We start from the raw sequence: 19,495 nt of genomic DNA, 5'->3' as shown, positions 1-19,495 counted from the left end.
GGGCAGGGGCTAACCCTTCCTCATGAGCCGCACAGCCTTTTACCCCGGATCCTTCGACCCGATCACCAACGGCCATGCCGACGTCATCGCGGGCGCCTGCCGGCTCTGCGACCGGCTCGTCCTGGCCATCGGCGTGCATCCCGGCAAGGCCCCGATCTTTTCGGCCGATGAACGCGCCGCGCTGCTGCGCGAGGTCGCGGGGCCGATCGCCGCGGCGGAGGGCGTTGCCATCGAGGTCGTGACCTTCGACTATCTTGCCGTCCAGGCCGCTCAGGCCGCCGGCGCGACCATCATGATCCGCGGCCTGCGCGACGCCACCGACTTCGACTACGAGATGCAGCTCGCCGGCATGAACCAGACCATGGTGCCCGATTTGCAGACCGTGTTCCTCCCGGCTTCCCCCAATACGCGCTACATCACCTCGACGCTGGTTCGCCAGATCGCGTCGATGGGGGGAGATGTCTCGGCCTTCGTTCCGCCTCTGGTCAGCACCAGGCTCAAGGTCAAATTCCCGACACGCTAACCCCGGTTCCGCGCCATTTTCGGTGATGCGAATTGGATTTGCATTTGCATTTTGTGAACGGCGATGGTGTCTCTGGCACCACTGACTCGCATCGTTTCGGTGCGAGTCCACCGTTCCACGAGTTCGTCCATGCGCCTCTCCCGCTACTTTCTGCCCCTGCTGCGCGATACGCCCAAAGAAGCGGAGATCGTCTCGCACCGCCTGATGCTGCGCGCGGGGATGATCCGCCAGCAGTCCGCCGGCATCTATTCCTGGCTGCCGCTGGGCCTGCGCGTCCTCGACAAGATCAGCCGCATCGTCCGCGAGGAGCAGAACCGCTCGGGCGCCATCGAGATCCTGATGCCGACAATCCAGTCGGCCGATCTCTGGCGCGAGAGTGGCCGCTACGACGCCTATGGCAAGGAGATGCTGCGCATCAAGGACCGGCACGACCGCGAGATGCTCTATGGCCCGACCAATGAGGAGATGGTCACCGACATCTTCCGGTCCTATGTGAAGTCCTACAAGGATTTGCCGCTCAATCTCTACCACATCCAGTGGAAGTTCCGCGACGAGGTCCGTCCCCGTTTCGGCGTGATGCGCGGGCGCGAGTTCCTGATGAAGGACGCCTATTCCTTCGACATCGACCAGGCCAGCGCGCGCCACGCCTATAACCGCATGTTCACGGCCTATCTGCGCACCTTTGCGCGGCTTGGCCTGAAGGCGATCCCGATGCGCGCCGACACCGGCCCGATCGGCGGCGATCTCAGTCACGAATTCATCGTGCTGGCCTCGACCGGCGAGAGTCAGGTCTTCTGCCACAAGGACTATCTCGACTTCGAGACGCCCGCGATCGACACCGATTTCGACAGCGTGGACGGTCTCCAGAGCGTCGTCGACAAATGGACGAGCCTCTATGCCGCGACCGAGGAGATGCATGAGGCTGCGGATTATGACGCGATTCCCGCCGACAAGCAGCTTTCGGCGCGCGGCATCGAAGTCGGTCACATCTTCTATTTCGGCACGAAGTATTCCGAGCCGATGGGCGCAACCGTGGCCGGCCCGGACGGGGTCCCCGTGCCTGTCCATGGCGGCTCGTACGGTATCGGCCCGAGCCGGCTCGTTGCCGCGCTGATCGAGGCCGGCCATGATGATGGCGGCATCATCTGGCCCGATGAGATCGCGCCCTTCGACATTGCCGTGCTCAACCTCAAGGTCGGCGACGCTGCGACCGACGGCGCCTGCGAGCAACTCTACAAGACGCTTCTCGCCAGGGGCTATGACGCGCTCTACGACGACACCGATACGCGTCCGGGTGGCAAATTCGCCACTGCCGACCTGATCGGCGTGCCCTGGCAGATCATCGTCGGCCCCAAGGGGCTGACTGAGGGCAAGGTCGAGATCAAGCGCCGCACCAGTGGCGAGCGTGAACTCGTCTCGCTCGAGGCCGCGCTCGACCGCTTCAAGGGCAAGACCGCGTGAACCCGCGCAACCGGCAGGGCAGGGGTCGATGAATATGGCGACGCAGACGTTGCCGGCCGAGACGGCCGATACGGGCGCGCACATCCAGCCCACCGGAACCCGCCCCTTCGCCGGTTTCGAATGGCTGCTGGCGGGGCGCTATCTGCGCACGCGCCGACGCGAGGGCTTCGTTTCGGTCATTGCCGGCTTCTCCTTCCTCGGCATCCTGCTCGGCGTGGCCACGCTGATCATCGTGATGTCGGTGATGAACGGCTTCCGCAAGGAGCTGCTGGAGAAGATCGTCGGCGTGAACGGCCATATCTTCGCGACCCCGATCGACCGCCCGCTGGACGACTACATGGCGGTGGCCGAGCGGTTGCGGAAGGTGCCGGGCATCAAGCTCGCTATTCCGCTGGTCGAGGGGCAGGCGCTGGCGTCATCGCAATACGCTAATGGCGGCGTGCTGGTGCGTGGCATCAGCGAGGCCGATCTCAAATCGATCCCCTTCGTCGGCGGCAACATCAGGCGCGGCACGCTCGATGGCTTCGACACGGCCGGCGGCGTCGCCATCGGCAAGCGCCTGGCGGACTCCCTGTCGCTGCAACCGGGCGATTCGATCACCATCGTGACGCCACGGGGCGCATCCACGCCCTTTGGCACCGCACCGCGCATCAAGGCCTATCCGGTGCAGGCCGTGTTCGAGATCGGGATGACCGAGTTCGACAGCTCCTTTGTCTTCATGCCGCTGACGGAGGCGCAGGCCTATTTCAACCGCGACGGCGACGTGAACGTCATCGAGATCTTCGTCGACAATCCCGACAAGACCCAAGCCGTGCGCGACGCCATCGAGGCCGATGCGCCGCGACCGCTCGTGCTGTCCGACTGGCGCCAGCGCAACCGGACCTTCTTCAACGCGCTCGAAGTCGAACGCAACGTCATGTTCATCATCCTGGCCCTGATCGTGCTCGTCGCGGCGCTCAACATCGTCTCGGGCCTGATCATGCTGGTAAAGGACAAGACATCGGACATCGCGATCCTGCGGACGATGGGGGCGACGCGCGGCACGGTCCTGCGCGTCTTCCTGATCACGGGCGCGGCGATCGGCGTCTTCGGGACGCTGGCGGGCCTCGGGCTCGGGATCGTCTTCGCCAGGAACATCAAGTCGATCACCGCGGCGCTGAACTGGCTCACCGGCGCCAATCTCTGGGATCCGACGGTGCGTTTCCTCAGCGACATTCCCTCCGTCATTGATTGGGGCGAGGTCACCAGCGTGGTGGTGATGGCGCTTGTCCTGTCGCTGCTGGCGACGCTCTATCCGGCTTGGAAGGCGGCGCGTCTCGACCCCGTCCAAGCGCTCAGGATGGGTTGAAGGCGGGAACTGGTCGCATCATGCAACGCGAAACACCTGCACTCTTCCTCTCTCAGGTCGAGCGCTTCTACCCCCAGACCGATGCTCCGCTCGAAATCCTGCGCAAGGCGGATTTCGCGCTGTGGCCAGGCGAGCTCGTCGCGCTCGTCGCACCGAGCGGCACCGGTAAGTCGACCTTGCTCCATGTCGCCGGCCTGCTCGAAAAGCCGGATGCCGGCGAGGTCTTCGTCGGCGGCATGGCGACCGCCAAGCTCGACGACAAGGGCCGCACGCGGCTGCGGCGCACCGAGATCGGCTTCGTCTACCAGTTCCACCATCTGCTGCCGGAGTTCAGCGCGCTGGAGAATGTCGTCCTGCCGCAGCGCATCCGCGGCCTGCCGAAGCAATTGGCGGAGGAGCGGGCCGCCGAACTCCTGACCTTCCTCGGCCTGGGCGCGCGCCTCGACCATCTGCCGGGCGAACTCTCCGGCGGCGAGCAGCAGCGCGTCGCGATCGGCCGCGCCATGGCCAATACCCCGCGCCTGCTGCTCGCCGACGAGCCGACCGGCAATCTCGACCCGCACACCTCGCTGCATGTCTTCAGCACGCTCGTGGCCCTGGCCCGGGCCTCGGGGTTGGCGGCGCTGATCGCGACCCATAACCTCGACCTCGCGCGCCGCATGGACCGGCAGGTCACGATCCGCGACGGGCTGGTCGTGCCGCTGTAGTCGGCAATCTCCAGCGGAGGTCCGATCGTGACGTTTGCCGCCGTTCTGTCCGGGGTTCTGGCGTGGTTCAGCGTCCTGATCTCTATGATGGCGGTGATCTTTCTCACCATCCGTCGTTGCGCGCGCGATCGGCCATCCGACCTGGTCCGTGATCGAGGCGCACTACCAGTCGAATTGGGGAAGGCTGCGCAATCCTGGTGATGCTCGCAGCCGGATTCGCGCGCAGATCGATGGGACCTACTGGCGGGGCATACTGCTTGTGGAGCACATCCTGCTGGTGCTGCTTGTGATGTTTGGTCCGCACCTGTTCCTGCCCTAGGGACCGGTGCAGCCTGCAAAGGCGATCCGAGAGCCGCAAGATTTTGTTAACTGCCATTCATATGTGCAGAACGGAGCTGACCTATAGGCATTGACGAGAACAAAACATGAATTAAACTGGACATAGAGAGAACACAGGAGATGGACATGATCGCTGCGCGCAAACTGGTCGTTGGCTTGGCCGAAATCCTGTCGCTTGGCCTGTTCCTCGGCATGATCTGGATCTGGGCGGCGCTGATGGCGGGGCCACGCGTCTGACCTATCCACAGCGCGGCATGCCACCGCCTCGACGCCTGCCCCGCAACCGCTTCATATGACGCTGGCGCGACGCTGCGAGTCGCGCCCTGAGCAGCGGGCAGGCGAGGGTGGAATGAGTCGAGAATCCGGCGAGGCGCGCATTCTGTCGGAGGTCGGCTTCGTCCATCTTCATGTCCATTCGAGCTATTCGCTGCTCGAAGGCGCGATGACCGTCTCCACCATCGCCAAGATGGCTGCCGGAGACGGGCAGCCGGCACTGGCGCTGACCGACACCAACAACCTGTTCGGCGCGCTCGAATTCTCGGAGAAGCTGGCGAGCTCCGGCTTGCAGCCGATCGTGGGCGTGCAGCTCTCGGTCGATTTCGCGGATGAAGCCGAGGGCGGCCGCAAGCCCGTGCAGCAGGACATACCGCACATCGTCCTGCTCGCGATGACGGAAGGCGGCTACGGCAACCTGATGAAGCTCGTCTCCGAGGCCTGCCTGGCGGCTGGCGGCTCGGGGCAGCCGATCTCGTCGCTGGAGCGCCTGGCGGCGCATCATGACGGGCTGATCGCCCTGACGGGCGGTTATGGCGGTCCGCTCGACCTGGCGCTGCGGGCCGGGCAGACGCCACAGGCGAAAACCCGGCTCGACCAACTCGCCGCCATTTTCGGCGACCGGCTCTATGTCGAGATCCAGCGCCATGAGCGCGAGGGGCAGGCCGCGGTCGAGGCGCATCTGCTGCGGCTCGCCTATGATGCCGACCTGCCGATCGTCGCCACCAACGAACCCTTCTTCGCAAAGCCTGGCGACTTCGACGCTCATGACGCGCTGCTGGCGGTCGCCGCCGGGCGTCTGGTTTCCGACGGCGAACGCCGCCGCGTCACGCCGCTGCATCAGTTCGCCAGCCGCGCCGAGATGAAGCGGCGCTTCGCCGACCTGCCGGAGGCCTTGAGCGCGACCGTCGAGATTGCGATGCGTTGCTCCTGGCGCGTCGGCCTGCGCAAGCCGATCCTGCCGCGCTTCGGCGCGGAAGGGAGCGACGAGGCGGAGGAGCTGGAAGCACAGGCGCGCGCCGGCCTTGCCGCGCGGCTCGCCAAGCACGGCCCGGCTTCCGGCTATACGGTCGAGGACTATGAGAAGCGGCTCGATTTCGAGCTCTCCATCATCACTCGGATGAAGTTCCCGGGCTACTTTCTGATCGTTGCCGACTTCATCAAGTGGGCCAAGGATCACGGCATTCCGGTCGGGCCCGGCCGCGGTTCGGGCGCGGGCTCGCTCGTCGCCTATGCGCTGACCATCACCGACGTCGATCCGTTGCGCTTCGGCCTGCTGTTCGAGCGCTTCCTCAACCCCGACCGCGTCTCGATGCCGGACTTCGACATCGATTTCTGCCAGAACCGGCGAGAAGAGGTGATCGACTACGTCAAACGCCATTATGGCGAGGAGCGCGTCGCCCAGATCATCACCTTCGGTACGTTGCTGGCGCGCGGCGTGCTGCGCGATGTCGGCCGCGTTCTGGAAATGCCTTATGGCCAGGTCGACAAGCTGACCAAGCTCGTGCCGCAGAATCCAGCGAAGCCGATTTCGCTGGTCGATGCGATCGCGGGCGAGCCCAAGCTGCAGGAAGCGGCTGCGGAGGAGCCGATCGTCGCGCGCCTGCTCGAGATCGGCCAGAAGCTCGAAGGCCTGCATCGCCACGCCTCGACCCATGCTGCCGGCGTCGTCATCGGCGACCGCCCGCTCGAACAGCTCGTCGCGCTCTCGGTCGATCCGCGCACCGGCATGCGCGTCACCCAGTTCAACATGAAATGGGTCGAGCAGGCCGGGTTGGTGAAGTTCGACTTCCTCGGCCTCAAGACGCTGACTACCCTGGAGACGGCGGTGAAGCTCATCGCCCAGCGCGGCATCGCGGTCGACCTCGCGAGCCTGCCTTTCGACGATCCCAAGAGCTACGAGATGCTGGCGCGCGGCGAGGTGGTCGGCGTGTTCCAGGTGGAAAGCGCCGGCATGCGTCGTGCGCTCGTCGACATGAAAGCCGACCGGATCGAGGATCTGATCGCGCTGGTCGCGCTCTACCGGCCGGGCCCGATGGATAACATCCCGAGCTATTGCCGCCGCAAGCTCGGTCAGGAAAGCCCGACCTATCTGCACCCCAAGATGGAGCCTATCCTCGCCGAAACGCACGGCATCATCGTCTACCAGGAGCAGGTGATGCAGGTCGCCCAGGCGCTCTCGGGCTATTCGCTCGGCGAGGCAGACCTGCTGCGCCGCGCCATGGGCAAGAAGATCAAGGCCGAGATGGACGCCCAGCGCGACCGTTTCGTGCGCGGCGCCGTCGAAGGAGGCATGACCAAGGATATCGCTTCCGAGATCTTCGATCTTCTGGCGAAATTCGCCGATTACGGCTTCAACAAGAGCCATGCGGCCGCTTATGCCGTGGTGGCTTTCCAGACCGCCTATCTCAAGGCGAATTATCCGGTCGAATTCCTCGCCGCCTCGATGACGCTCGATATGGGCAACACCGACAAGCTCAACGAATTCCGCCGCGACGCCGAGCGCCTTAACATCAAGGTTCTGCCGCCCGCGATCAACCGCTCCGGCGTCGAGTTCGACGTTGCCGATGGCGCGATCCATTATGCGCTCGGCGCGATCAAGGGCGTCGGGCGGTTTGCGGTCGAATCCGTCGTCGTCGCGCGCCGCGCCGGCGGCGATTTCAAGGATCTCGCTGACTTCGCCCGGCGGATCGACACCAAACTGGTCAACCGCCGTACCATCGAGGCGCTGATTGCGGCAGGCGCGCTGGATGCGCTGGAGCCGGAGCGTGCCCGGGCCATGGCGGCGATCGACGGCATGCTGGCACTCTCCAACCGCACGCGTGACGAGGCGGCGGCAGGACAATCCGATTTCTTCGGCGGCGGCATGGTCCAGGAGGCTTTCCGCATCCCGCCCGTCGAGCCGTGGTCACCGGCCGAACGGCTCAGGCGCGAGCATGACGCGGTCGGCTTCTTCCTCTCCGGCCATCCGCTCGACGATTACGAGCACGTGCTCAAGCGCCTGCGCGTGCAGCGCTATGCCGATTTTGCCCAGACAGTGCGCGCCAACGGCACTTCGGTCGCCAAGGTCGCCGTTTCCGTCATCGACAAATCGGAGCGGCGGACGAAATCCGGCTCGAAGATGGGCATCGTCAACCTCTCCGATCCGAGCGGCCAGTTTGAAGCGATCCTGTTCTCGGAGGGGCTGCAGCGCTACCGGGACCTGCTGGAGCCGGGCAGGGCGCTGGTCCTGCGCCTTTCTGCCGTGCTCGACGGCGAGGAGGTTCGGCCCCGCATCGAGGATGTCGAGGTGCTGGACGATCTCGCCGCGCGTCAGAAACAGGATCTGCTGGTCTATCTGCGCGACGACAAGGCGCTGGCCTCGATTGCCGAACGTGTCCGTCCGCGCAGCGACGGCATCAGGGCCGAGGGCAAGATCGCGCTGGTGATGATCCTGAACGACGGCGCGCAGGAGGTCGAGATCGAATTGCCGGGGCGCTATCCGGTCAACCAGCAGATCGCCAATGCGGTGCGCGCCGCGCCCGGCGTGGTCAGCGTCGAATTGCGCTGAAGAGGCGCGAAAGCTGCCTGGGATCGGGTGGGTTTTCGCCTGCGCGATCGGCCGGTGTGTTACCGGCCTTGTGCTGAGCTGAGAGCAATGCTTTCAAATGCAGCGGGAAAGCGTTTTCATCCGGGTGCGAAGCCGTTTCTCACCAGAGGGATGGAGCGGACCTGAATGCCGGGGGGCCTGTCGTGAATCATTATATCGCGCGCATTCCGATGAGCCTTGCGGTGCCCGAAGCGATGCACTGGGCCATCAAGGACGTGCTGGAGGGCGAGTACGAGGCGGGCTATGACGGCGTCGGCCTCGATATCCTCGATATCGGCGCGAATGTCGGTTCTTTTGCGCTCTGGGCAACGGCGCGCTGGCCGGGCAGCGTGGTGACTTCCTACGAACCACATCCCGGCACCTTCGAGTTCCTGAAGCGCAATACGCATCAGCGCCGTGATATCGTCATCGTCAACGCGGCTCTGTTTCCTGGCGGACAGAAGACTGCGAGCTTTGTGAGCCGCTTCGCCGGAGACGGCGAATCCGGACTGGCGTCCTATGCCGGCGATACCTTCGTGGCGGGCGCCATGGTCGAGCGCTACGAGGTCGCTGTCGTGGATCCCGCCAGCCTGGCATCACCGGACATCGTGAAAATCGATATCGAGGGCGGCGAGGGCGATGTGCTGGATCATATCGATCTGTCAAAGACTTCGCTGGTATTGCTGGAGTACCAGAATCGCAAGAACCGCATCCAGCTGGAAGCCCGCCTGAAAGCGGATTTCGACCTGATCGACACCCATGAGCACTCCTGGGATCCGCTGCTCGAACAGCGCTGCTACCGGCCCGATCTGGCGGGCGACGTTTATGGGCGCATGTTTGCAGCCCGTAAGGGCGTGACACGCATGAGGCGCACGGCTGAGGGATGAGCGATGGTGCGCCGCGCCGCTGTGAGCGCTCCGGCCTGACTTGCGGGATTGGACAAGGATGGGGAACGTTTCCATGCTGAATTCCATTGTCGTCGATCGTCGCAGCCTGATCGCGGGCGCGACGGTGCTGAGCATCGCCGCCGCGGTCCGGCCGCTATGCGCACAAGCGCAGGAGAAACCGATGATCGACGCCCGCACCGCGCTCATCGTCGTCGATGTGCAGAACGATTTCTGCCCGGGCGGCAATCTCGCCGTGACCAGGGGCGATGAGGTCGTCGCGGTGATCAATGCGCTGGGCAAGCATTTCGAGACCATCGTCCTGACGCAGGATTGGCATCCCGCCGGCCACTCCTCCTTCGCCACGAGCCATCCCGGCAAGAAGCCCTTCGAACTGATCCAGATGCCTTATGGCCCGCAGGTGCTGTGGCCGGACCATTGCATTCAGGGCAGCAAGGGCGCCGAATTCCGAGCCGATCTCGATCTGCCCCGCGCCCAGACCATCGTCCGGAAAGGCTACCGGCCGGAGATCGACAGTTATTCGGGCTTCGTCGAGGCCGACCGCAAGACGCCGACGGGCCTGGGCGGATACCTCAAGGAGCGCGGCGTCACGCGCGCTGTCGTCGTCGGCCTCGCCACGGATTTCTGCGTAAGCTGGACGGCTCAGGACGCAGCCAAAGCGGGGCTGGAGACGCTGGTCGTCGAAGAGGCCTGCCGCGCGATCGATCTCAACGGCTCGCTCGCCAAGGCCTGGGCGGATATGGCGGCGTTGGGGATCAAGCGGATCAAGGCGGCGGATTTGCCGGGCTGAAAGCTTTACATGTCGCGCTCGCAGCGCCTGCTCGATCTGGTTCAGGTGCTGCGCCGGCATCGCAGGCCGGTCAGCGGCCGCAGGCTCGCCGAGCAAACCGGCATCAGCATCCGCACGCTCTATCGCGATATCGCGACCTTGCAGGGGCAGGGCGCGCCGATCGAGGGGGAGCCCGGCCTCGGCTATGTGCTGCATCCGGGCTTCATGCTGCCGCCGCTGATGTTCACGGAAGACGAGATCGAGGCGCTGGTGTTGGGTTCGCGCTGGGTTGCGGACCGGGCCGATGAGCGCCTGGGCGCGGCGGCGCGCGACGCCATGGCCAAGATCGCGGCGGTTCTGCCGGCTGATCTGCGTGAGCGCGCTGAGGCTTCGGCGCTGCTCGTCGGGCCCGGCGCGGCGATCAGCGAAGGCCGCATCGATCTCGGCCTCATCCGCAAGGCCATTCGCTCTGAACGGAAGCTCGCCATCCTTTATCGCAATGGCAAGGAGGCGCGCTCGGAGCGCGTGATCTGGCCTTTCGCGCTGAGCTTCTTCGATCATGTCCGGATCGTCGTCGCCTGGTGTGAATTGCGGCGGGGGTTCCGGCATTTCCGCGCCGACCGCATCGCCGAATTGACCGCGCTGGAGATGCGCTATCCACGCCGCAGGCTGGCGCTCCTCAAGGAATGGCGCGAGAGCGAGGGCATCCCGCCGCCGGAATAACAGACACTGCCGGAAATTGGCAGCATCGGCATCTAGTGTGACGAGGCCTTCCAAGAACAGGAGCCCCCCGATGCTGGATGCCAATTTCATCATTCTCTATGTCGACAGCCCGCTCGCGAGCGCCCGGTTTTACGCCGACCTGCTCGGCCGCGAGCCGCTCGATTCGTCTGCGACCTTCGCGATGTTCGCCTTGCCGTCGGGCATCATGCTGGGACTGTGGTCGCGCCACACTGTCGAACCTGCGGCGGGGGCGGCTGGCGGCGGCGCGGAGATCGCCATGACGGCCACTGATGCCGCTGCTGTGGATGCCGCCCACGTCGACTGGGCGGCGCGGGGGCTGGCCATCCTGCAAGCGCCAACGGATCTCGATTTCGGCCGCACCTTCGTGGCGCTCGACCCCGATGGCCACCGCCTGCGGGTCTTCGCGCCCGCGCAGGCGTGAGGAGGTCTCGATGAACGGGCACTGGATTGCGGTGGCTGCCGCCGAGCATGTCAGGCGTGGCCTTTCCGGTGGATTCATGCAGGTTTGCCACGGCAAGGGCGCACCGTTGCGGCGCATCAAACCAGGTGACCACGTCGTCTATTATTCGCCGACCGCCACATTCGGCGGCTTGGACCGGCTGCAGGCGTTCACGGCGATCGGGACGGTGCGGGAGAGGGAGCCATACCGAGCCGATATGGGCAATGGCTTCCAACCTTTCCGACGCGATGTCGATTGGCTGGAGGCGCAGGAGGCGCCGATCAGGCCGCTGCTCGACCGATTGCATCTGACCGCAGGGCAGCGAAATTGGGGTTATCAGCTCCGTTTCGGGCTGCTTGGTGTCGAGACACATGATTTCGAGATCATCGCCTCGGCGATGTCGGCTCATGCGGTAAATGCAGCTTCGCTGTAGTGCTGTTTCCCCGCAGAGCTCTCAGTATTGCTGGCTAAGCATCTCTCTGTTGCATCACGAGGCGCGCGAGGCTAATCAGGCGGCGGGTGCGGGAGCTAAAGCATGAAGATCATGCTGAGAATTATAACCAAGGATGGCCGAGATGACATCTCCTAAGAATTTTATTTATATTGTCGGCGCGAGTGCTTTCCTGGCTTCGGGCGCATCGGCGTTGGCCCAGACCCCTACCCAGGCCGACCAGCTCAAGCTCGCCTATCAGGCCGGGCGAAACCAGCTCGGTATTTTGAGCTATTGCAACGACAAGGGCTTCGTCGGCACCGACGTCCTCGACATCCAGAAGAAGTTGCTCGGCATGGTGCCGGTTCCCGCCGACAAGAGCGGTGGCGACTCGGCTGAAGCCCAGGGCCGCACCGGCACCATCGCGGCATGGGCATCCAACAGAATATCGAGACGATCGCCAAGGCGCAGAACGCCACGGCTGAAACCTACTGCAAGCAGATCGGCGCTGTGGTCACGCAGATGGGCGCAGCCCTGCCAAAATAAGGCTTGATCGCCTTCGACAGAACGCGACGCCCCCGACCCTGCGCAACGAGCTTGCGTTGCGGGTCGGGGCATTTGTGCGGTTTGTGATCGCACCAGCCGGCTAACGCCTTGCATTCCCGCGTCATCCCCTGTATGGCGCAGCCCATCCCACATGGGGAGCATCGCTTCATACTCGAAGCGTTCCGGTGACTTGGCAGCTTATGCCTCGTTCATTCGCACCCCAGAGGCTCAACCGGAAGGAATTTTGATACCATGGCTCTGCCAGATTTCTCTATGCGCCAGTTGCTCGAGGCCGGCGCGCATTTCGGCCACCAGTCGCATCGCTGGAACCCGAAAATGTCGCCCTACATCTTCGGCACGCGCAACAACATCCACATTCTTGACCTGTCGCAGTCGGTGCCGATGCTGTCGCGCGCCCTGCAGGCGGTCTCGGATACCGTCGCCCGCGGCGGCCGCGTCCTCTTCGTCGGCACCAAGCGCCAGGCGCAGGATTCGATCGCCGACGCTGCCAAGCGCTCGGCTCAGTATTATGTCAATTCGCGTTGGCTCGGCGGCATGCTGACCAACTGGAAGACCATCTCGGCTTCGATCCAGCGCCTGCGCAAGGTTGATGAGCTCCTCAATGGAGGTGGCACCGGCCTGACCAAGAAAGAGCGCCTGATGCTGGCGCGCGAGCGCGACAAGCTCGAGCGCGCGCTCGGCGGCATCAAGGACATGGGCGGCACGCCCGACATGGTCTTCGTGATCGACACCAATAAGGAAGCACTTGCGATCAAGGAGGCCCAGCGCCTCGGCATCCCAGTCGCCGCCATCATCGACTCGAACAGCGATCCGGACGGCATCACCTTCCCGGTTCCGGCCAATGACGACGCTGGCCGCGCCATCGCGCTCTATTGCGATCTGGTCGCGCGCTCGGCCATCGACGGCATCTCGCGCGCTTCGGGCGACCATGGCATCGATCTCGGCGCCGCCGAGGCCCCGGTCGTCGAGGAGGTTGTCGCTGAGCCCGCCAACGATGCCGGCCCGACCTTCGAGCTGCTGACCGCGCCGCGCGGCGCGCCGGACGATCTCATGAAGCTTTCCGGCATGGGCCCTGAGCTCGTCCAGAAGCTCAATGATGGTGGCCTGTTCCATTTCTGGCAGTTCGCTGCGATGTCGCCTGCCGATGTGACCAAGGTCGATCACGACCTGAAGCTCGCCGGTCGCATCGAGCGTGACGGCTGGGTCGCCCAGGCGCGCGATCTCGCCGACGCGTGATCTTAATTCCGCGACGCGTCATCGGCGCGTCGCGAAAGCGCATTCTTCAATGATGCGAGACGAGCGCCGGCGGCCGGAAACGGAGCGTCGGCGTTCTTCCTTCAAGTGATGTTTCGAGACGAATTGCGCGGCTGGCCCCGATGAGGGCGCAGTCCGCATGACAATAAGGACAAGGCAAATGGCAGCGATCACCGCCGGCATGGTGAAGGAACTCCGCGACAAGACCGGCGCGGGCATGATGGACTGTAAGACCGCGCTCAGCGCCGTCGACGGCAACATCGAGGCCGCGATCGACTGGCTGCGCACCAAGGGCCTCGCCAAGGCCGCCAAGAAGGCCGGCCGCGTCGCTGCCGAAGGTCTCGTCGCCGTTGCGATCGTCGGCCATAGCGGCGTTGTCATCGAGCTGAACTCGGAGACGGATTTCGTCGCGCGCAACCTCGAATTCCAGGCGCTCGCTCATGGCATCGCCAATGTCGCGCTTGAGCGCGGCGGCGACGTCGATGCGGTGCTCGCCCATCACTATCCCGGCGGCGGCACGGTTTCCGAGGCGGTTGCCAACGCCATCGCCACCATCGGCGAGAACATGACGCTGCGCCGCGTCGCCTCGCTGAAGGTTTCGGCCGGCCTGATCGGCTCCTATGTCCATGGCGCGGTCGCCGACGGCCTCGGCAAGATCGGCGTCATCGTCGCGCTGGAATCGACCGGCAACACCGACGAGCTCGCCGTGCTCGGCCGTCAGCTTGCCATGCATGTCGCGGCGACCAACCCGGTTGCGCTCGATCTTGCTTCGGTCGATCCCGAGGTGCTGGCTCGCGAGAAGGCGATCCTGGCCGAAAAGAACGCCGGCAAGCCCGCCAATGTGCTCGAGAAGATCACCGAGAGCGGCCTGAAGAGCTACGCCAAGGAATATTGCCTGCTCGAGCAGGCCTATATCCATGACGGCTCGAAGTCGGTCGGCCAGGTGCTCAAGGAGCTCGAAGGCAAGGTCGGCGCTCCGGTGAAGCTCACCGGCTTCGCGCGCTTTGCGCTCGGCGAAGGCATCGAGAAGGAAGAGCAGGATTTCGCGGCGGAGGTCGCAGCCGCCGGCGGTACGACGGGCTGAAATGCCGGTTGACGATTGAGAAAAAGGCCGCGCCCAGCGCGGCCTTTTTTGTAACAAGATGGCTGCGGATACGAATCGAGTTCGCGTTGGAGCATCGGCCCGAAAAGTGGGAACCGGTTTTCGGGACAAGCCGATGCAAGATCAAAGCCCTACAGCATCAGATCGAATACGATATTCGACCTGATGCTGTGGCCAGGGAGACGAATCCGTGAGACCTAAACGCGTCCTTGTGAAGCTCTCCGGCGAAGCCCTTGCGGGACAAGCGGGATCTGGCCTCGACGGCCACACGCTGACAGCGCTGGCGGCTGACATTGCACATGCCGCACGCGAAGGCGTCGAGATCGCCATCGTGGTCGGCGGCGGCAATTTCTTTCGCGGCCTGCAGGGCCTGAACAAGGGTCTCGATCGGCCGAGCGCCGATTCCATCGGCATGCTCGGCACGGTGATGAACGCGCTTGCCCTCGAACACGCGATCGAGACCGCAGGCGCCCCGGCGCGCGCGATGTCGGCCGTGCCGATGCCCTCGCTTTGCGAGAGCTATGCGCGTCGCCGCGCCTTGGACCATCTCAGCAACGGCAAGGTAGTGATTCTGGGCGGCGGCACCGGCAACCCCTATTTCACCACCGATACGGGTGCCGCGTTGCGCGCTGCCGAGCTCGATTGCAGCCATCTGCTCAAGGCGACGCAGGTCGATGGTGTCTACACAGCCGATCCCAAGATCGATCCGAAGGCGACACGCTACGACACGCTGACGCATGCCGAGGCGATCAAGCGCGACCTCAAGGTGATGGATACTGCGGCCTTTGCGCTGGCGCGCGATGCCGGCCTCACCATCGTCGTGTTCTCGATCGCCGAGACCGGCGCGCTCGCAGCCGTGCTGCGCGGTGAGGGCAGGGCGACTTACGTCACTCCCTGAGGGCGGGGGCTGAGCCAGCCGGGCCGCCTGTTCAGGTTTGTGGGGTCAGAGTATTTCCACGTTTCTCCGAATCGCGGAAATGCTCTACCTCCTTGTTTTAACGCATTTTCTTCACGCGAACCGGTGTCCACTTCGCTCGAAATGCTCTAGTATGTGGCCCAGACACCCGGGCTCATCAGTTCAAGCAAGTGGCCATCCGGATCGCGGAGATAGAGGCTCTCTCCGCCGCGCTCCCAGGTCATGCGGCCCTCGATGGCGACGCCATGCTGCTTCAATCTGGTCTCCCAGACGGGCAATTCTTCGGCATCGACGGCGAAGCAGATATGCAGCGGCCCCGACCCGTCATGCGGGGGAATGGTTCCGTTGGGCGATGTCTGGCTGCCAAGTGATTCTCCACGCTGGAACAACAGCAACACGCTCGACCCGCCAATGTCGTAAGCGTACAACGTCTTGGTGCGTAGCATCGCCTCAACTTCAAGAACGTTCTCGTAGAACGCTGCGGCGCGCTCGAGATCGTCAACGTAAAGTGCGGTCTCGATAATGCGATTCAAGCGTGGCATGGCCGACTCCGGTGTCTGGACTCGTTTCAAGGGGGCTCGCCATGGCGAAGCCGAATGAGCGGGCGGTCAACCTCGCCGCGGCCGGCGACTCCGTTCTGGAACTGCGGCGGCGCATGAAATCCTTGACCCTGCGCGGACCCGCCGCCATGGTCGCGCCCGGTTTTGTATAAGCTCTCAAGGTCTTGAAGATAATGGCCCAGACGACATTCGATCTCGCGGACGTGAAGCGCCGCATGCAGAGTTCGCTCCAGTCCTTCAAGGGCGATCTCGCCTCGCTGCGCAGCGGTCGCGCCTCCGCCAACATGCTCGACCCGATCCAGGTCGAGGCCTATGGCGCCCGCACGCCGCTCAGCCAGCTCGCGACCGTCAGCGTGCCGGAAGCCCGCCTGCTCAGCGTTCAGGTCTGGGATCGCAGCATGACCGCGGCTGTTGAAAAGGCGATTCGCGAATCCGATCTCGGCCTCAACCCGCAGACGGAAGGCCAGGTGCTGCGCATCCGTATTCCAGAGCTGAACGAGCAGCGCCGCAAGGAGATGGTCAAGGTCGCCCATAAATATGCCGAGGATGCCAAGATCGCAGTGCGCCATGTCCGCCGCGACGGCATCGACCTGATCAAGAAGCTGGAAAAGGACGGCCACCTCACCAAGGATGACATGGTCCGGCAGTCCGATCAGGTCCAGAAGGCCACCGACCAGCACATCGCCGAGATCGATCAGGCGCTTGCGGCGAAGGAAAAAGAGATTCTGCACGTCTGAGACACGGGCTTCCGAGACGAGGACTGAGATCAAGCCTGCGCGGGAATGCCCCGCGCGAGGCTCATCACGGCGCTAGGCCGAACGAGGCATTGGAATGTCAGCAGGCCAGCGTCAGGGGCAGCAGCCCGCAGGCCCCAGCCATGTCGCCATCATCATGGATGGCAATGGGCGTTGGGCGCAGATGCGCGGGCTGCCGCGTCAGGAAGGTCATCGGCGCGGGCTCGATGCCCTGCGCCGCACGGTCAAGAACGCGGGCGAGCTCGGCATCGCGGTGCTGACGCTCTACAGCTTCTCGACCGAGAACTGGCGCCGGCCCCAGGCCGAGGTCTCCTTCCTGATGGGGCTGCTGAAGCGTTTCGTCGAAAAGGATCTCGCCGAGCTCGACGCCTCCGGGGTGAAGGTCCGCATTATCGGCGGCCGCGAGGATCTTGCTCCGGATCTGCGCCGTCTGGTCGAGCATGCCGAAGCCATGACCTGCAACAATACCGGCATGACGCTCGCCATCGCCTTCAACTATGGCTCGCGCGACGAGATCGTCCGCACGGCCCGCGCGCTGGCCGCCGAGGTCGCTGCCGGCCGCATCGCGACAAGCGCGATCGACGAGGCCCTGTTCTCGAGCCGCCTGGACACGAGCGATCTGCCCGATCCGGAACTGGTGATCCGCACCTCCGGCGAGACGCGCATCTCGAATTTCCTGCTCTGGCAGGCAGCCTATGCCGAATTCGTCTTCTCGCCGGTTCTCTGGCCGGATTTCGATCGCGCCGCTCTGGAAGACGCGCTCGCCGAGTACCGTCGTCGCGAGCGCCGCTTCGGTGGGGTGTCCGAGCCCGCAGACCGCAATGTGGGGGCAGCGTGAATGAGCCCCGCTCCGACGCCGCGCCGGTCGCCTCCAGCGAACTGAAGCTGCGGGTTGCGTCGGCTCTTGTCCTGGCGGCGGGCATTCTTGCTGCGACGTATTGGGGCGGCTGGCCCTTCCGGTTGGTCTGGACGCTCGTGGCGGGCCTGGTCGCTTATGAGTGGCTCTCGATCGTCAGTCGCCAGAACGCGGTCGCAGCAGGTATCGGCGTCGTGCTTGCGGGGCTGCTGCTCGGGTTTTCGCCGGCAAGCCAGCCAGCGCTGGCGGGCGTTGCGGCTGCGTTGGCCCTATGTGGAGCGGTGCTGACGCCCTTGACCCAGAATCGCCTGGCGCTCGAAATCTGCGGCGTCGCCTATGCGCTGGCCTTCGCGCTCATCACGCCGGCCTTGCGCGCGGTTCCCGATCTTGGCCTGGCTCTGATCATCTGGAGCTTCGCAGCGGTCTGGTTCACCGACATCGCGGCTTATTTCACCGGCCGCACGCTGGGCGGCCCCAAATTGATGCCGCGTTTCAGCCCGAAGAAAACCTGGTCCGGTGCGATCGGGGGCACGATGGCGGGCACGCTCGGAGGCTATGCGGTCTGGGCGCTGACGCCTCAGGCGGCGACGGTCGTTGGACCAGGGCTCGCGATTGCCGCGTCGTTCGCGGCCTCCGTCCTCAGCCAGGCTGGCGATCTCTTCGAATCCGCCATCAAGCGGCGCTTCGGAGCGAAGGATTCGAGCCGATTGATCCCCGGCCATGGCGGTTTCCTGGATCGTCTGGACGGTTATTGGGCCGTGCTGATCTTCGCTGGCCTGCTGCTGTTCCTGACGCGTCTTTGACGTAGAGAACCCGATGCTTCGCACCGTCACCCTGCTCGGCGCCACGGGCTCGATCGGCCGCTCGACCCGCGAGGTCGTCGCCGAGAATCCCGATCGTCTCGCGATCTCGGCCGTCGTCGGCGGCAAGGATGCGGTAGCGCTTGCCAAGGTCGCCATCGAGACCGGGGCGCGTTTTGCTGCGCTGGCCGACGAGGGCGGCGCGGCGGCGCTGGCGGAAGCCCTGTCGGGCAGCGGCATCGCCCATGGTGCGGGGCGCTCGGCCGTGTTCGACGCCGTGGCGATGCCGAGCGATATCGTCGTCAGCGCGATTTCCGGAGCAGCTGGACTGGAGGCGACCTTTGCGGCTCTGACGCCAGGCAGGGTCGTGGCGCTCGCCAACAAGGAAAGCCTCGTTTGCGCAGGAGCTGCCGTCATGGCGCGCGCGCAAGCGGTTGGGGTGCGGATCCTGCCGCTCGATTCCGAACATAACGCTTTGTTCCAAGTCCTTGGCGCTGAGCCGATCTCGGCCATCCGCACCATGACGCTGACGGCTTCGGGCGGACCCTTCCGCACCTGGAGCGTCGAGCAGATCGCCGCGGCGCGGCCCGAGCAGGCGCTGGCTCATCCCAACTATGCGATGGGCGCCAAGATCACGATCGATTCCGCCAGCATGATGAACAAGGGGTTGGAGCTGATCGAGGCCTGCTTCCTGTTCGGATTGCGCCATGACCAGCTCGACGTGCTGGTGCATCCACAGCAGATCGTCCACGGGCTCGTGACCTTCCGCGACGGCTCGGTCAGCGCCGGCATGGCCGTGCCCGATATGCGCGTTGCCGCTGCCCATTGCCTGGGGGTGGACGGTCGGCTCGATGCGCCGTCGACGCGCTTCCTGGACCTTGCGCTGACGGCGCCACTCGCCTTCGAGCGTCCCGATCTCGTGCGCTTCCCGGCGCTCGGGCTGGCCATGGCGGCGTTGGCACAGGGTGGCGCCATGCCGGCGATCCTCAATGCAGCCAATGAGATAGCCGTCGCGGCTTATCTCGCCGGCGCGATCAGTTTTCCTGGAATCGCCGCATTGGTGGAGGCCGTCTGCAGCCAGTCGGCGCCGCAGATGATGGCTCCGGCAGACGTTGCGGCTGCGCTGGCGATTGACCAAGATGCGAGAAAGCGCGCGCGGGCGCTCTTGTAGTAGGCCCC

Annotated in this window: 21 protein-coding genes; 20 read left to right on the top strand and 1 reads right to left on the bottom strand. The window is 64.7% G+C overall.

Going from position 1 to position 19,495, the window contains the following annotated elements:
* Window positions 1–22 precede the first annotated feature (22 nt).
* The 15 genes from coaD (at window position 23) to pyrH (ending at window position 15,327) form a co-directional block, all read left to right on the top strand.
* Window positions 23–523, top strand: a complete 501-nt coding sequence (gene coaD / locus BHK69_RS20305; protein ID WP_069691679.1) for a pantetheine-phosphate adenylyltransferase — start codon at window positions 23–25, stop codon at window positions 521–523.
* A 129-nt stretch (window positions 524–652) separates the two neighbouring features.
* Window positions 653–1,984 (top strand): proline--tRNA ligase, encoded by a 1,332-nt coding sequence (proS, locus tag BHK69_RS20300; RefSeq protein ID WP_069691678.1) that lies wholly within the window; start codon window positions 653–655, stop codon window positions 1,982–1,984.
* Window positions 1,985–2,018: 34 nt separating this feature from the next.
* Complete coding sequence (locus tag BHK69_RS20295) at window positions 2,019–3,332, top strand: lipoprotein-releasing ABC transporter permease subunit (RefSeq protein WP_069693830.1); 1,314 nt, start codon at window positions 2,019–2,021, stop codon at window positions 3,330–3,332.
* 20 nt (window positions 3,333–3,352) lie between these two features.
* On the top strand, window positions 3,353–4,039 hold the full coding sequence (locus BHK69_RS20290) for an ABC transporter ATP-binding protein (protein ID WP_069691677.1): 687 nt from the start codon (window positions 3,353–3,355) through the stop codon (window positions 4,037–4,039).
* Between the two features lie 148 nt (window positions 4,040–4,187).
* Window positions 4,188–4,358 carry a hypothetical protein gene (locus BHK69_RS32705; protein ID WP_158516249.1) on the top strand — a complete coding sequence of 57 codons (171 nt, stop codon included), beginning with the start codon at window positions 4,188–4,190 and terminating at the stop codon, window positions 4,356–4,358.
* A 369-nt stretch (window positions 4,359–4,727) separates the two neighbouring features.
* Complete coding sequence (dnaE, locus tag BHK69_RS20285; protein WP_069691676.1) at window positions 4,728–8,201, top strand: DNA polymerase III subunit alpha; 3,474 nt, start codon at window positions 4,728–4,730, stop codon at window positions 8,199–8,201.
* 209 nt (window positions 8,202–8,410) lie between these two features.
* Window positions 8,411–9,106, top strand: coding sequence for an FkbM family methyltransferase (locus BHK69_RS20280; RefSeq protein WP_148663517.1), 696 nt, complete (start codon window positions 8,411–8,413; stop codon window positions 9,104–9,106).
* 73 nt (window positions 9,107–9,179) lie between these two features.
* A complete protein-coding gene (gene pncA, locus BHK69_RS20275; RefSeq protein WP_083269575.1) occupies window positions 9,180–9,914 on the top strand; it encodes a bifunctional nicotinamidase/pyrazinamidase in 735 nt (244 codons plus the stop codon).
* Window positions 9,915–9,923: 9 nt separating this feature from the next.
* Complete coding sequence (locus BHK69_RS20270) at window positions 9,924–10,616, top strand: helix-turn-helix transcriptional regulator (protein ID WP_069691674.1); 693 nt, start codon at window positions 9,924–9,926, stop codon at window positions 10,614–10,616.
* A gap of 70 nt (window positions 10,617–10,686) precedes the next feature.
* On the top strand, window positions 10,687–11,058 hold the full coding sequence (locus BHK69_RS20265) for a VOC family protein (protein WP_069691673.1): 372 nt from the start codon (window positions 10,687–10,689) through the stop codon (window positions 11,056–11,058).
* Window positions 11,059–11,068: 10 nt separating this feature from the next.
* Complete coding sequence (locus tag BHK69_RS20260; RefSeq protein WP_069691672.1) at window positions 11,069–11,509, top strand: EVE domain-containing protein; 441 nt, start codon at window positions 11,069–11,071, stop codon at window positions 11,507–11,509.
* A 133-nt stretch (window positions 11,510–11,642) separates the two neighbouring features.
* Window positions 11,643–12,059: a hypothetical protein gene (locus BHK69_RS32245; protein WP_158516248.1), complete on the top strand. Its 417-nt coding sequence runs from the start codon at window positions 11,643–11,645 to the stop codon at window positions 12,057–12,059.
* 245 nt (window positions 12,060–12,304) lie between these two features.
* Entirely contained in the window at window positions 12,305–13,309 is a 1,005-nt protein-coding gene (locus BHK69_RS20255) for a 30S ribosomal protein S2 (protein WP_069691671.1), read from the top strand.
* A 178-nt stretch (window positions 13,310–13,487) separates the two neighbouring features.
* Entirely contained in the window at window positions 13,488–14,411 is a 924-nt protein-coding gene (gene tsf / locus BHK69_RS20250; RefSeq protein WP_069691670.1) for a translation elongation factor Ts, read from the top strand.
* A gap of 208 nt (window positions 14,412–14,619) precedes the next feature.
* Window positions 14,620–15,327 (top strand): UMP kinase, encoded by a 708-nt coding sequence (gene pyrH / locus BHK69_RS20245; protein ID WP_069691669.1) that lies wholly within the window; start codon window positions 14,620–14,622, stop codon window positions 15,325–15,327.
* Between the two features lie 146 nt (window positions 15,328–15,473).
* On the opposite strand, the gene BHK69_RS20240 is transcribed toward pyrH, so the two are convergent.
* Window positions 15,474–15,887, bottom strand: coding sequence for a VOC family protein (locus tag BHK69_RS20240; RefSeq protein ID WP_069691668.1), 414 nt, complete (start codon window positions 15,885–15,887; stop codon window positions 15,474–15,476).
* A gap of 41 nt (window positions 15,888–15,928) precedes the next feature.
* Here BHK69_RS20240 and BHK69_RS33440 point away from each other — a divergent pair, with 41 nt between their 5' ends.
* The 5 genes from BHK69_RS33440 (at window position 15,929) to dxr (ending at window position 19,487) form a co-directional block, all read left to right on the top strand.
* Window positions 15,929–16,057, top strand: coding sequence for a hypothetical protein (locus tag BHK69_RS33440; RefSeq protein ID WP_280142016.1), 129 nt, complete (start codon window positions 15,929–15,931; stop codon window positions 16,055–16,057).
* Between the two features lie 21 nt (window positions 16,058–16,078).
* The gene (gene frr / locus BHK69_RS20235) at window positions 16,079–16,642 is read left to right on the top strand and encodes a ribosome recycling factor (RefSeq protein WP_069691667.1); all 564 of its coding nucleotides are present in this window, start codon (window positions 16,079–16,081) and stop codon (window positions 16,640–16,642) included.
* A gap of 94 nt (window positions 16,643–16,736) precedes the next feature.
* Window positions 16,737–17,498, top strand: a complete 762-nt coding sequence (locus BHK69_RS20230) for an isoprenyl transferase (RefSeq protein WP_069691666.1) — start codon at window positions 16,737–16,739, stop codon at window positions 17,496–17,498.
* On the top strand, window positions 17,495–18,319 hold the full coding sequence (locus tag BHK69_RS20225; protein ID WP_069691665.1) for a phosphatidate cytidylyltransferase: 825 nt from the start codon (window positions 17,495–17,497) through the stop codon (window positions 18,317–18,319). Before BHK69_RS20230 ends, BHK69_RS20225 begins: the two co-directional genes overlap by 4 nt.
* A gap of 13 nt (window positions 18,320–18,332) precedes the next feature.
* The gene (gene dxr / locus BHK69_RS20220; RefSeq protein WP_069691664.1) at window positions 18,333–19,487 is read left to right on the top strand and encodes a 1-deoxy-D-xylulose-5-phosphate reductoisomerase; all 1,155 of its coding nucleotides are present in this window, start codon (window positions 18,333–18,335) and stop codon (window positions 19,485–19,487) included.
* The last annotated feature ends 8 nt before the right edge of the window (window positions 19,488–19,495 follow it).

It is taken from the genome of Bosea vaviloviae (assembly GCF_001741865.1).
Lineage (GTDB): Bacteria > Pseudomonadota > Alphaproteobacteria > Rhizobiales > Beijerinckiaceae > Allobosea > Allobosea vaviloviae.
This window is presented reverse-complemented; position numbering and strand designations above follow the sequence as displayed.